The sequence below is a fragment of the Streptomyces sp. NPDC005799 genome (genome assembly GCF_040630525.1).
GTDB lineage: Bacteria > Actinomycetota > Actinomycetes > Streptomycetales > Streptomycetaceae > Streptomyces > Streptomyces griseorubiginosus_B.
Map to the genome: position 1 here is coordinate 189821 of NZ_JBEXXQ010000007.1, position 13531 is coordinate 203351.

Below are 13531 nucleotides of genomic sequence, written 5' to 3' on the forward strand. Positions count from 1 at the left end.
GTCCGTGGGGTGACGGTAGAAGTCCGGATGCCCCGCCTTCGTGTTCCCAGACCGGCGATTTCATTGTGACGGGCGCAGTTTCACCAGACGCGTGAGGCCGGAGATGGTCAGCACCGGGTGCAGCAATGGCGGGGCGACCAGTTCGATACGGTCGACATGCGCGAACAGCACGTTCAGGCCCGCGCTGTCGAGATATTCCACACCTGTCAGATCGACGAGGAGGGGACCGGATTCGGCTTCCAGCGCCTCGGCGAGCAGCTCGCTGTTGCTCATGTCTATCTCGCCCTCGATGCCCAGGACGGCTCTGCCGTCGGCGGCGCGGCGGTGGGTGAGAGTCAGCTCAGTGGACATCACGGGATCCTCGTGTGCATTTCAACGGTGGTGCCGTCCGGGCCCGGCGTGATGGTGAGGTCGCCGGCCAGGGCCCGCATCATGGCGATTCCGCGGCCGCGGTGGGGAGTGGAGGCAGGATCCCCCGGCTTCCAGCGTCCGGTGTCGGCGACGGTGACCCGCACGGTGTCCGTGGACGCCTCGGCGGCCAGCCGGACGTCTCCGCCGGGCGTGTCGCGGTGGCCGTGCTCGATGGCGTTGGCGCAGGCCTCGCCGGCGGCGATGAGTACGTCCTGGGCGACGCGCCGGGGCATGTCGCAGCGTGTGAGCCAGTCGCGCAGCGCGTGGCGCGCGAGGGCGAGCCGGCCGGACTCGGCGGGGAAGTCCACCCGCAGCGGGGCGGGATGGCGGTAGAGCAGCAGGGCGACGTCGTCCTCGTAGCCGCCCTCGGGGGCCAGTTCGGCCATGACGTGGTCGGCCAGCCCACGGACCTCCAGCCGGCGGCCGGCGTGCAGCGCCTCGGCGGCACGCTGGATGCCCGTGTCGAGCGGCTGGCGCCGGCGTTCGACGAGGCCGTCGGTGTACAGCAGGAGAGAGGAGCGGCCCGGCAGTCGGCAGACGTCCTCGGGGCGCTGGAGACCGGGACGGATGGCCAGCGGCAGGGCGTGCCCGCGGTCGAGGAGGCGGGTGCCGCCGTCCGGCAGGGCGAGCACGCTCGGCGGGTGGCCGGCGCTCGAATAGGTCAGGCTGCCGGTCAGCGGGTCCAGAACGGCGCAGAAGACGGTCGTGCACAGGGCACCGGGGATGCCCTTGGCGAAGTGGTCGAGCGCCATGAGGGTGCGTGCCGGGCTGGGGTCCTGCAGGAACAGCGCCCGGCAGGCGCTGCGCAACTGTCCCATGACGGTGGCCGCCCGCAGCCCGCGCCCGACGCAGTCGCCGACCACGATGCCGATCCGGTCGTCCGGCAGCGCGATGACGTCGTACCAGTCGCCGCCGATCTCCAGGGGAGGAGTCGCGGGCTCGTAACGCACGGCGAAGCCCTCGGGCAATTGGGCCGGGCCGAGGATGGCGCGCTGCAGGGCGAGTGCCGTCTCGCGCTGCTGGTCGATCTGGTGGGCGCGGGTCAGGGCCTGGGCCAGGTGACCGGCGAGCAGTGCCAGCAGCAGCTCGTCCTCGCTGCCGAAACGGCGGGCGGGACCCAGCTCGATCCACAGGGCCAGGGGCCCATCGGGGTGTTCGAGGAGGATGCCGGCGCCGGTGTCCTCACGCAGCGGGGCGAGGGGCGGTTGCCGGCGGAGCCCGGAGATGGCCTGTTGCCGTTCGGGCGGGATGTCGGACCAGGTACCTGGGGCGGTGGCCGTGACGCGTGGGGCGGCGCCCGCGGTGAAGACGGCCGACAGGACGCTCTCGGCGCGCCACACGCGCCGGAACAGGTCCAACGCCGTGATGAGCGCCTCGTGCACACCGGTCGTCCCGGCCAGCCGGGTGCTGAGCGCGGCCAGCGCGCTCTCCCGTTGGGCGGCCCGGCGTTCGGCCGTGATGTCGCGCAGCGTGCCCACGATCATCCGGCGTCCGCTGTCGGGGTCGTGGGCGTCGTTGAAGGAGGCCCTGACCCACAGCCGGTGCCCGTCGGCGTGGGTGAGGGGAAGGGTGTGGTTGCCGCTTCCACGCCGGAGGAGGTCGGCGAAGGCGTCGGCGACCGTGCGGTGGGCCTCGGGGTCGGTGGCGGTGTCGGGCCACCAGAGGTGTGGCAGGGCGGAGGGAAGGCTGTCGGTGCCGTGGCCGAGCATGCCGGTGAAGGCGGTGTTGATCTCCAGTACGCACCCGTCCTCGTCCATGACGAGCAGCGCTTCCTGCAGTGAGTTCACCAGCGCGGTGCGCCAGCGCACGTGATGGGTGCGCAGACGGGCCAGCTCCACGTTCGCTCGTACCCGGGCGAGGAGTTCGGCCGCGGCGAAGGGCTTGACGAGGTAGTCGTCCGCGCCCGCCGCCAGTCCCTCGATGGAGGCCTCCTGGCCGGCGCGGGCGGACAGCAGCAGCACGGGTACCGAGGCCGTACGGGTGTCCGCGCGCAGGGCGCCCAGCAGCGCGAGCCCGTCCAACAGCGGCATCATCACATCGCTGATGATCAGGTCCGGGGTGTGCGTGCGGGCCGACGACAGCGCCTCCAGGCCGTTGCTGACGGCTTCCGCCTCGTACCCCGCGCCGGTGAGGATGCGGACCAGGTACTCGCGCATGTCGGCGTTGTCGTCGGCCACCAGCACCCGGGCGCGCAGCGGCGGAGCCGGTACGGCGGACGGCGAGGCGGCGTCGGTGGCGGCTCTGTCCCGTACGGCGGTGCCGCTGTCGGCGGGCAACCAGCGCAGCGCCTCCTGCACGTACGGCACGGCGGTGTCCGAGGCGGCGCCTGCCGCGGTGGACTCCCGGACGGAGTCGGCGGGCAGATGCGCGGTTCCGAACGGCAGCCGGATGGTGAAGCGGGTGCCCCGGTCGGGGACGCTGTCGGCGGTGATGACACCTCCGTGCTGCGCGACGAGTTCCCGCACGAGGGCCAGGCCGATGCCGCTGCCCTCGTGGGAGCGGGCGCGGACGCCGTTGATGCGGTGGAAACGTTCGAACAGGTGCGGTATCTCGTGTGCGGGGATGCCGACGCCGGTGTCGCGGACGGTGACGACCGCCTCGTTCTCCTCCTCGCGGACGGTGACCGCGATCGAGCCGTAGAAGGTGAACTTCAGCGCGTTGCTCAGCAGGTTCAGGATCACCTTTTCCCACATGTCCCGGTCGACGTGGACCGGCCGGTCCAGGGCGGGGCAGTCGACGACGAGTCCGAGTCCGGCCCGGTCGACGGCGGAGCGGAAGACGCTGGCCAGTTCGGCCGTCACCGCAGACAGATCCACCGGCTCGTAACCGGCCTGCACCCGGCCGGCCTCGATGCGGGAGAAGTCCAGCAGGGTGTTGACCAGCTTTCCCAGCCGCTGGGCGTTGCGGTGGATGGCCTCAAGTTCCTGCCGCACGCGCGGGTCGCAGTCGTCGAGCCGCTCGCGCAGTTCCTCGACCGGCCCGGAGATCAGCGCCAGCGGGGTGCGGAACTCGTGGCTGATGTTGGAGAAGAAGGCGGTCTTGGCGCGGTCGAGCTCGGCCAGTTCCTCCGCCCGCCGCTGCTGCGCACGGTAGCTGCGGGCCGAGCCGATCCCCGCGGCGATGTGTCCGGCGACGAGTTCGACGAATCCGCGGTAGCCCTCGTCGAGGGTGCGGTAGCGGTTCAGCCCGGCGACGAAGAAGCCGTACGGCTCGCCGCCCTGCTGCACCAGCGGCACCACCAGGGCCTGCAGGGGCGGCTGCCGCCAGACGCCGGTGGGCAGATCGGGCACGGTCTCGAGCGGGACGCACACGGAGGCGGTGTCCGTCAGGGCCGCGAGCGGCCAAGGGCCGGAGGCGTCCTTCGGTGACAGAAGTTCCGGGGCGGCGGGATGGCCGGCCGGTGTGCCCGTGGCGGCGGCCAGACGTGCGCCGTCCTCCGCCAGGAGGCAGGTCAGGGTGAAGGGCAGATCCTCCTGGTCGCCGTCGAGTTGCCGGCACAGGAACCCGAGCGTCTCGGCCTCGGTGCGCACGACGTCGGGAGCGGAGCCGAGATCGCGCAGGGTGGCCATCCGGCGGGCCCCGACGACGCGTTCGGTGTCCTCACTGACCACGCACAGCATGCCCACCACGGTGCCGGTGTCGTCGCGCAGCGGACTGTAGGAGAACGTGTGGTACGTCTCCTCGCGATAGCCCGCCCGTTCCAGGAACAGTTGCAGTGCCTCGTCCCAGGTGGCCTCCCCCGTGGTGAGGACCTGGTCGATGCGGGGCCCCACGTCGGGCCAGATCTCCGACCAGACCTCACTGGCAGGACGGCCCAGCGCCCAGGGGTACTTGCGCCCCAGCGTGTCGCGTCGGTAGGCGGCATTGCAGAAGAAGGTGAGGTCCGGGCCCCAGGCCATCCACATGGAGAACCGCGACGACAACAGGATGTCCACCGCCGTCAGCAGGCTCTGCGGCCACCGGGACGGCGGCCCGAGCGGCGTGGCCGGCCAGTCCACGGCGGCCAGGTCCGCGCCCATGCCGGTGTCGGCGGCGAAGGCCTCGGGCCAGGCCGCGTGCTGGGGGTCGTCTGCACTGTTGTCCGCGTGGGCCACCGGATTCCCGCTTCTCGTTCCCGTCGACTCGGAGTGCCGCCTTCTGTTCCGCCGCGACCCTTTCGGCGGATGCACTGCCCTCGAAACGAGGCTAGGCCACCCGGACACCCACGATGCAGGTGTCGTCGTCGGTGTCGGACCGGCTGTAGGTCAGCAGCCGGTCCAACTGCTGGTCGAGCGTGGGCGGGACCGTGCGGGCCGCCGTCAGCAACTGCGCCAGGGACTCCTCCACGGAGCGGTCCCGGCGCTCGATCAGGCCGTCGGTGTACATCAGCAGGGTGTCGTCCACCGCCAGCTGGACCTCGTGCTCCTCATACCCCGCTTCCGGCACGGCACCCAGCAGCATCCCCTTGACCAGGGGCAGCGGGGCGGCCTCGCCGACGCGCACCAGGACGGGCGGCAGATGGCCCGCCCGGGCCCAGCGCAGGGTGCGCCGCTCGGGATCGTAGAGACCGCAGACCGCGGTGGCGGTGACGGCGCCGTTGAGATGGTGGGCCACCATGTTCAGCCAGGACAGCAGCTGTCCCGGCCCGGCGCCCGTCACGGCCAGTCCGCGCAGCGCGTTGCGCAGGACGACCATGCTGGTGGCCGCCTCGATGCCGTGTCCGGCGACGTCGCCCACGCACAGCAGCACCAGCCCGGAGGGCAGCATGACCGCGTCGTACCAGTCGCCGCCGACGAGGTTCTGCGTCTCGGCGGGGCGATAGCGCACGGCCACCCGCAGGCCGGGGGCCTCCAGCGGCGCCTGTGCGGGAGGCATGATCGCGTGCTGCAGCTGGAGGGTGAGCCGGGCGCGTTCGCTGGCCTGCTGCTCGGTGTGGGCGAGCTGGTCGCGGGTGGCGGCCAGGGCGACCTCCGTCCAGTGCTGGGCGGAGATGTCCTGGTAGGCGCCCCGGACGACGAACAGGCGGCCGTCGGAGTCCAGCACCGGCTCGGCCACCACGCGGATGTGCCGGGTGACGCCGTCGGGCCGCTGCAGCCGGAACGCGGTGGACGCCGGCCGGCGATGGTGCAGCAGGGTGCGCAGGAACCGGCCGATGGCGACGGCGTCGTCGGGGTGGGCGTGGGCGGGCAGGTCCTCCAGGGGGACCGGGCCGCTGGAGTCGGGTTTGCCGTAGAGGCTGTAGAGCTGGCCGTTCCAGGTGATCTCGCCGGTGAGGAGGTTCTCCTCGAAGCCGCCGATGCGGCCCAGCCGCTGGGCGTGCTGGAGCAGGCTCGCCAGCCGGGCCGTCTCGTCCTCTATGCGCCAGATCAGCAGGACGCTGCCGCCGTGCCGGGTGATGTTGATGTCGGCGACGGCGGCCAGCGGGACGTCGTCGACCAGCGCGGTCAGCCGCATGCGATGGGTGCGGTACGGCTCACCGGTGGCGTAGACCCGTTCCACCTGCTCGAACAGCTCGCTCTGGCCGGCGGCCATGGGGTAGGCCTCCAGCAGCAGCGCGCCGCTGACGACGCCCCGCGGCCGCCCTGCGGGGTCGAGGAAACGGCTGTTGACGTGCTGGATGCGGAAGTCGACGAGGTCGCCGCCGGCGTCCAGGTACGGCACGAGCACCAGGGCCGGGTCGTGCAGTCCGTCCGCCAGGTCCATCAGTTCGGCCACGTCCGGCAGGATCCGGGGCTTGTGGTCGTCCTCCGGGTGCTGGTGGGCGTAGGTCCCCAGGGTGTGCGCGCACAGTTCGCCGAGCGCCTCGATCTGCCGGACGATCTGCGGCGGCTGCGGCTCCAGGGGCGTCGGCCAGACGATCTCCAGTACGCCGTGGATCCGGCCGCCGGCTCCGGCGGGTACGGCGACGCGGCCGCCGTCCGGGTACTGGTGCTGGCCGAGGGAGGGCAGGCCGGTCTTGGACAGGGAGCCGATCCACTGGTCCTCGCGGTCGCCGAGCCCGCGCCGCGCCACCGTCGCCACCCCTGGCGGCACGTACCGCCAGCGTTCCGCCTCGGCGGCGGAGAATCCGGCGCTGCCGGCCAGGGTGAGCGCACCGTCGGGGCTCAGCGCCCAGATGGCCACCGCCACCGCGCCCAGCGGCGTGAGGGCGTGGTCCAGCAGGGAGTCGGCCACGGCCTGGGCGTCGCGGGCGGCCAGCGCACCGCTTTCGGCGGCCCGCAGGCGTACGGCGGAGGAGCCGTCGCCCTCCGCGCGGCCGGTCGCCGCGGCCAGGAAGGCCGTGGTGACCTCGGAGAGCCGGTCGCGCGAGGCCTGGTTGATGACGTCCACGGCGAACTCCAGCGGGGTCACGCCCGCCTGTTCGGCCAGCTCCTCCAGCTGCCGCGCCGCCTGTGTGGGCCCGCAGCCCAGCCGTTCCACCAGGATGCCCTTGGCCAGTTCGATCAGGGCGCGGCCGTCCGCCTCGGCCTGGGCGGCCCGCACTTCCTGCCGCAGCCGTTCCACGGTCGCGGCCAGCCGGCCGACGGGGGAGGTGCGCCCGTCCTCTGCGGTCGTCGTCGTGCCGGGCGCCTCCGCGCCGGTTCGGGCGGCGGGCGCCACGGCCCCCGGATCGGCGCGGGCGAGGTCGATGCCCGGTGCGGAGGGTGCCGGCTGGCCGCACGAGCCGGTGGCGCTGCCGTCCGGCTCGGGCGGCTGGTGGAGATTGCTCACGGTTGACCTGTTCCTCGGCTATGACGTCCACGGACGCCGCACGATCGGCGGATGGGCCTGCTGGCGGGGTACCCCTCACTCCGCCAGCCAGTGTCGGACGCGGCCGATGAGGTCGTTGGTGTCGACGGGCTTGGTGACGTAGTCGTTGGCGCCCGAGGCGAGGCTCTTCTCCTGGTCGCCCGGCATCGCCTTGGCGGTGACGGCGATGATGGGCAGCTCCGCGTACTGGGGCATGGCGCGGATCTCGGCGGTGGCGGCGTAGCCGTCCATCTCCGGCATCATCACGTCCATCAGGACCAGCGCGATGTCGGGGTGGGCGAGCAGCATCTCGATGCCCTTGCGGCCGTTGTCGGCGTGCAGGACCTGGAAGCCGTGCAGCTCCAGCACCCCGCTGAGGGCGAAGAGGTTGCGCGCGTCGTCGTCGACGACCAGCAGCGTACGGCCGACGAAGGCGTCGTCCACGACATGGGCGGCCGGACGGTGCGGTTCCTCGGCGCGCACCAGCGACAGCACGTCCCCCGGCTCCTCGGCGGACAGGTGCAGCGTGATCCGTTCGCGCAGCTCGTCGAGGCTGGAGAGGAAGTCCAGCGGCCGGCCGTCCGCGCCGGCGCGCAGCCGCTGCTCGTGGGCCAGGTCGACCCGGTGACCGGTGTGCACCAGCACCGGCACGCTGGCCAGCGCCGAGTCGCCCCGCATGGCCTCCAGCAGGTGGGCGCCCTCGTCGTCGGGCATGCCGAGTTCCAGGACGACGCAGTGGCAGGGCTCGGCGGCCAGCGTGCTCGCCGCCTCCTGCGCCCCGACCGCCGTGATGATGTCGATCGGCCCGTGGGGGTCGTCGGGATCGGGCGCGAGGTCGGCGACCGCCCGCTCGGCGACGAGGGTCAGCAGCCCGCGGGGACGCTCCTCGACCACCAGCAGACGCCGGCGGCGCTGCTCGGGTCCCTGGGCAACGGGGGTTTGCGCCCCCTGCGCCGGCGGAAGCTCCGCGGTGGTCGTGGCGCGGGGCTGCTCCAGCGGCCTGCCGCCGTCCAGCAGATCCTCGAAGTCGGCACGGGCGACGGGCAGATACAGCGTGAAGGTGCTGCCCTGACCGGGCGTGCTGTCGACGGTGACGGCACCGCCGAGCAGATGGGCGATCTCGCGGGTGATGGACAGGCCCAGGCCGGTGCCGCCGTACTTGCGGCTGGTGGTGCCGTCCGCCTGCTGGAACGCGCCGAAGATCGTCTCCAGTTGCTGCTGGGGGATGCCGATGCCGGTGTCCTTCACACGGAAGGCCACCACCGGGCCGCCGCGGTGGACGCCCGCGGGCACCTCCCGGTCCGCGGCGGGCTCGATGTGCAGCTCCACGCCGCCCTGTTCGGTGAACTTCACCGCGTTCGACAGCAGGTTGCGCAGGATCTGCCGCAGCCGGGAGTCGTCGGTGAGCAGGTCGGCGGGGGTGCCCGGCGCGGTGGCCACCGTGAACTCCAGGCTCTTCTGCGTCGTCATCGGACGGAACGTCGCCTCGACGTACTCCAGCAGCTGGCGGAGCGGGACTCGTTCGGGAGCGACGTCCATCTTGCCGGCCTCGACCTTCGACAGGTCCAGGATGTCGTTGATCAGCTGGAGCAGGTCCGAGCCGGCGGAGTGGATGATGCCCGCGTACTCGACCTGCTTGGGGGTGAGGTTGCGGGAGGGGTTCTGCGCCAGCAACTGGGCGAGGATCAGCAGGCTGTTGAGCGGGGTGCGCAGCTCGTGGCTCATGTTGGCCAGGAACTCCGACTTGTACTTGGAGGCCAGCGCCAGCTCCTGGGCGCGGGTCTCCAGTTCCTGGCGCGCCTGCTCGATCTGCAGGTTCTTCGCCTCGATGTCGCGGTTCTGCGAGGCCAGCAGGGACGCCTTCTCCTCCAGCTCGGCGTTGGAGCGCTGCAGTTCGTCCTGCTGGACCTGCAACTCCTCCGAGCGGGCCTGGAGTTCGGCGGTCAGCCGCTGGGACTCGTCCAGCAGCTCGTCGGTGCGGGCGTTGGCGACGATGGTGTTGAGGTTGACGCCGATGGTCGGCATCAGCTGGCTGAGGAAGTCCTGGTGGATCTTTGTGAAGCGGGTGACGGAGGCCAGTTCGAGGACGCCGAGGACCTGGTCCTCCACGACGATCGGGAGCACGACCAGGGCGCTGGGTACGGCGTGCCCGAGTCCGGAGGAGATGGTGACGTAGCCCGGCGGCAGGTCCTCCACGCTGATGGGCTTGTGGTTGCGCGCGGCCTGTCCGACCAGCGAGCGTCCGACGGGGATGCGCTCGGGCCGGTCGCTGTCGTCGGGGTAGCCGTAGGAGCCCACCAGCCGCAGTTCGTGGCCGCGTGCGCTCTCCTCCGCCAGGTAGAAGGCGCCGTACTGGGCGCTGACCAACGGCGCGAGCTCGTCCATGATGAGCTCGGCGACCACGGGCAGTTCGCGGTGCCCCTGCATCAGGCCGGAGATGCGGGCGAGATTGGTCTTGAGCCAGTCCTGTTCCTGGTTGGCCCGGGTGGTCTGGCGCAGGGACTCCACCATGGAGTTGATGTTGTCCTTGAGCTCGGCGACCTCGCCGGAGGCCTCCACCGTGATCGAGCGGGTCAGGTCGCCCTCGGCGACGGCGCTGGCGACCTCGGCGATCGCCCGGACCTGCCGGGTGAGGTTGCCGGCCAGTTCGTTGACGTTCTCCGTCAGCCGCTTCCAGGTGCCCTCGACGCCCTCGACCTCGGCCTGTCCGCCGAGCCGGCCCTCGCTGCCGACCTCGCGGGCGACGCGGGTGACCTCGGCGGCGAACGACGACAGCTGGTCGACCATCGTGTTGATGGTCGTCTTCAGCTCCAGGATCTCGCCGCGTGCGTCGACGTCGATCTTCTTCGACAGGTCACCGTTGGCCACCGCGGTCGTCACCAGGGCGATGTTGCGCACCTGCCCGGTGAGGTTGTTGGCCATGGAGTTGACGTTGTCGGTGAGGTCCTTCCAGGTGCCGGCCACGTTCGGCACGTGCGCCTGTCCGCCGAGGCGGCCCTCGGTGCCGACCTCGCGGGCGACGCGGGTGACCTCGTCGGCGAACGCGGACAGCGTGTCGACCATCGTGTTGATGACGTCGGCCAGGGCGGCGACCTCGCCCTTGGCCTCCACGGTGATCTTCTGCGAGAGGTCACCGCGGGCGACGGCCGTGGCGACCTGGGCGATGGAGCGGACCTGCCCGGTCAGGTTCGACGCCATCACGTTGACGTTGTCGGTGAGGTCCTTCCAGGTGCCGGACACGCCCCGCACGATGGCCTGTCCGCCCAGGTTGCCCTCGGTGCCGACCTCGCGGGCGACGCGGGTGACCTCGTCGGCGAAGGCGGAGAGCTGGTCGACCATCGTGTTGATGGTCTCCTTCAGTTCCAGGATCTCGCCCCGGGCGTCCACGGTGATCTTCTGGGAGAGGTCACCGTTGGCCACGGCTGTGGCGACCTGGGCGATGGAGCGGACCTGCCCGGTCAGGTTGCCCGCCATGAAGTTCACGGAGTCCGTCAGGTCGCGCCAGGTGCCCTTGACGCCCTTGACGTCCGCCTGACCGCCGAGCCGCCCCTCGGTGCCGACCTCGCGGGCGACGCGGGTGACCTCGTCGCCGAAGGCGGAGAGCTGGTCGACCATCGTGTTGATGGTGTTCTTCAGTTCCAGGATCTCGCCGCGGGCGTCCACGGTGATCTTCTGGGACAGGTCGCCCTGTGCCACGGCGGTCGTCACCTGGGCGATGTTGCGGACCTGGGAGGTGAGGTTGCCCGCCATGAAATTGACCGAGTCGGTCAGGTCGCGCCAGACGCCGCCGACCCCCGGCACCTGGGCCTGTCCGCCGAGGCGGCCCTCGCTGCCGACCTCGCGGGCGACACGGGTGACCTCGGCGGCGAACGAGGACAGCTGGTCGACCATCGTGTTGACGGTCTCCTTCAGCTGCAGGATCTCGCCGCGCGCGGGCACGTCGATCTTCTGCGACAGATCGCCCTTGGCGACCGCCGTGGCGACCTGGGCGATGTCGCGCACCTGTGTGGTGAGGTTGCCCGCCATGGCGTTGACCGAGTCGGTCAGATCGGCCCAGGTCCCCGAGACGCCCGGTACCTCCGCCTGACCGCCCAGCGTGCCCTCGGTGCCCACCTCGCGTGCCACCCGCGTCACTTCGGACGTGAACACCGACAGCTGGTCCACCATGCCGTTGAAGACCGTGGCGATGTCGCCCAGCAGGCCCTCGCCGTCCGCCGGCAGCCGGGTTCCGAAGTCACCGTCCCGTACGGCGGTCAGCCCGGCCAGCAGCTGCCGCAGCTCCTGCTCACCCGGGGCCCGCTCGACGGCCTCGGTAGTCCTGCTCGCCATGCGTACCCCTTGTTCCGCTCCCCAAGAGCCCTCACCCCGAGGACTCGGAACCGCGCCGGGACCGCGTACGACCCCGCCTCACCGTCCGCGTTTACGCAGTTCACGGAGCGGCCCGATGAGAAAATCCGGTGAAGATTAACGCAGTTGTCGTTCGACAACCAAAGCCTCAGAAGAACATCGCGGCCGGCTCGAAATTCCGCGACCCGAGCTGCATGAAGGGTGTCTTCCCGGGTACACGAGCTGATTTGCCAACCGGGTCGCACCGGGCCGGGCGAGGGATGAAAATCGGCCACTTGTCCGTCCGGCGCGCAAGAATGTGGTGAGAAGCAGAATCCGGGGTATCCGCCAGCCCGAGCGGCTGGCAGGCCGCGAGTCGATACGAGGGAGAGGCATCCATCATGACGGCGGCGTTGACGACCGAAGCCGGGGCGGACCAGCTGTCGGAGGTAGCCGACCCCATCAACGTCACCCCTCGCGACGCCCGCGAGCTGACCCGGCACTTCCTGGCCCGGCTGGCGGAGCTGGAAGAGGGCACTCAGGAGTACCAGTACGCGCGCAACACGCTGATCGAGATGAACATCTCGTTGGTGCGCTACGCCGCCGCCCGGTTCCGCAGCCGCGGCCCGGCGGAGATGGAGGACATCGTCCAGGTCGGCGTGATCGGCCTGATCAAGGCGATCGACCGGTTCGAGGTCTCGCGCGAGGTGGAGTTCACCTCCTTCTCCATCCCCTACATCGTCGGCGAGATCAAGCGGTTCTTCCGCGACACCTCCTGGGCCGTCCACGTGCCCCGCCGACTGCAGGAGGCCCGGGTCCAGCTGGCCCACGCCACCGAGGAGCTCAGCAGCCGCCTGGGCCGTACGCCCACGGTGGCGGAGCTGTCGCAGCTGATGAGCCTGTCGGAGGAGGAGGTCATCGAGGCCCGCGTCGCCTCCAACGGCTACAACTCCTCCTCGCTCGACGCCGCCGTCTCCACCAGTGAGGACGGCGAGGGCGTTCTCGCGGACTTCATCGGCACCGAGGACGCCGCTCTGGAGCTGGTGGAGGACTTCCACTCCCTGGCGCCCCTGATCGCCGAACTCGACGAGCGGGAGCGGCTGATCCTGCACATGCGCTTCGTGGAGGAGTGCACCCAGGCGGAGATCGGCAAGCGTCTGGGCATCTCGCAGATGCATGTCTCCCGCCTGCTCAACCGTCTTCTGGCCCGGCTGCGCGCGGCCCTGCTCACCACGGGCTGAGTCTCAGGAGGCCAGCGCGTCCCGGCGGTCCGAGGGCGGCCACACATAGGGCAGATCGTCGGGCACGCCGGGAAACAGCTCGCCGTAGACGGCGGGGTCCTTGCGGACGAGCGCCGAGCGGTGACTGCGGTGGAACTGCTCGTCGCCCAGCCAGGGCGGCAGTTCCCGCTCGGCGGCCAGCCGCCCCTGCTCACGCACGGCATGACCCGGGCGGGCGGCCGCGAAACCGGCGACGAGCGAGGCGGCGCAGCTGTCCTGGTGCCCCTGTTCGCGCCACACCCGGCAGATCTCCAGTCCGTAGCGGACGAGAGCCTCCTCGTACCCGGCCCACATCCGCACCGCCGGGTGCCGACGCCAGCCGTAGCCCGGCACGGTCAGGCCGCGCAGCACCTGAAGCGCCTCGACGCGTTGTTTGCCCAGGCGGCGGCGGTCCAGGAGCTGGGCCGTCGTCCTGAAGTCAGGGTCGGGGAGGAAGGTCTGCATGGGTCGGCTCCAACCGCACCTGGAAGCGGATCGCCGCGTTCTTCGCGGGCCATCGGCCGCGGACCGGGCGGGAGGCGGACGTTCCCACCACCCACTCCGCATACCTGATGCCGTCGGCGAGCACCGCCCACGCGGCGCTGGGGCTCACCTTGATCAGACGATGACGAACGGCCACCCACGCCTCCCGTGCTCCCGACCGATATGATCATCAGCCCCCGCCGAGTGCCCCGCACGACGAAGCCCAACCCGAACGACCGTTGACCCGCCGGGCCGCTACTGCACATGCCCTCCCGGGTGTCCCCCGAACTGTGCAAAAGGGCAGCGGTTGACATCTCCCACGTCATGGACGGCTAGGCCTTTGG

Annotated in this window: 6 protein-coding genes and 1 pseudogene; 1 reads left to right on the top strand and 6 read right to left on the bottom strand. The window is 71.3% G+C overall.

Going from position 1 to position 13531, the window contains the following annotated elements:
- Nucleotides 1-60: 60 nt before the first annotated feature.
- The 4 genes from ABZ453_RS09595 to ABZ453_RS09610 form a co-directional block, all read right to left on the bottom strand.
- Nucleotides 61-351, bottom strand: a complete 291-nt coding sequence (locus ABZ453_RS09595) for an STAS domain-containing protein (RefSeq protein WP_359013308.1) — start codon at nucleotides 349-351, stop codon at nucleotides 61-63.
- A complete protein-coding gene (locus ABZ453_RS09600) occupies nucleotides 351-4505 on the bottom strand; it encodes a SpoIIE family protein phosphatase (RefSeq protein WP_359013310.1) in 4155 nt (1384 codons plus the stop codon). The genes ABZ453_RS09595 and ABZ453_RS09600 overlap by 1 nt, the downstream gene beginning before the upstream one ends.
- A 91-nt stretch (nucleotides 4506-4596) precedes the next feature.
- A complete protein-coding gene (locus ABZ453_RS09605; RefSeq protein ID WP_359013312.1) occupies nucleotides 4597-7101 on the bottom strand; it encodes a SpoIIE family protein phosphatase in 2505 nt (834 codons plus the stop codon).
- 75 nt (nucleotides 7102-7176) lie between these two features.
- Nucleotides 7177-11448, bottom strand: a complete 4272-nt coding sequence (locus tag ABZ453_RS09610; RefSeq protein ID WP_359013314.1) for a HAMP domain-containing protein — start codon at nucleotides 11446-11448, stop codon at nucleotides 7177-7179.
- A gap of 398 nt (nucleotides 11449-11846) precedes the next feature.
- Between ABZ453_RS09610 and ABZ453_RS09615 the strand changes: the two genes are divergently transcribed.
- The gene (locus tag ABZ453_RS09615; RefSeq protein WP_359013316.1) at nucleotides 11847-12686 is read left to right on the top strand and encodes a SigB/SigF/SigG family RNA polymerase sigma factor; all 840 of its coding nucleotides are present in this window, start codon (nucleotides 11847-11849) and stop codon (nucleotides 12684-12686) included.
- Nucleotides 12687-12689: 3 nt separating this feature from the next.
- Here the strand turns inward: ABZ453_RS09615 and ABZ453_RS09620 are convergent, their stop codons facing one another.
- Together ABZ453_RS09620 and ABZ453_RS09625 are read right to left on the bottom strand one after the other, a co-directional pair.
- Complete coding sequence (locus ABZ453_RS09620) at nucleotides 12690-13169, bottom strand: MSMEG_6728 family protein (protein ID WP_359013318.1); 480 nt, start codon at nucleotides 13167-13169, stop codon at nucleotides 12690-12692.
- A 4-nt stretch (nucleotides 13170-13173) separates the two neighbouring features.
- Nucleotides 13174-13344, bottom strand: a pseudogene (locus ABZ453_RS09625) (SRPBCC family protein); the annotation flags it as partial.
- Nucleotides 13345-13531: the final 187 nt, after the last annotated feature.

Coding starts and splice junctions, on each gene's coding strand:
- ABZ453_RS09615 (WP_359013316.1), top strand. CDS start 11,847: ATGACGGCGGCGTTGACGACCGAAGCCGGGGCGGACCAGCTGTCGGAG.
- ABZ453_RS09610 (WP_359013314.1), bottom strand. CDS start 11,448: ATGGCGAGCAGGACTACCGAGGCCGTCGAGCGGGCCCCGGGTGAGCAG.
- ABZ453_RS09595 (WP_359013308.1), bottom strand. CDS start 351: ATGTCCACTGAGCTGACTCTCACCCACCGCCGCGCCGCCGACGGCAGA.
- ABZ453_RS09620 (WP_359013318.1), bottom strand. CDS start 13,169: ATGCAGACCTTCCTCCCCGACCCTGACTTCAGGACGACGGCCCAGCTC.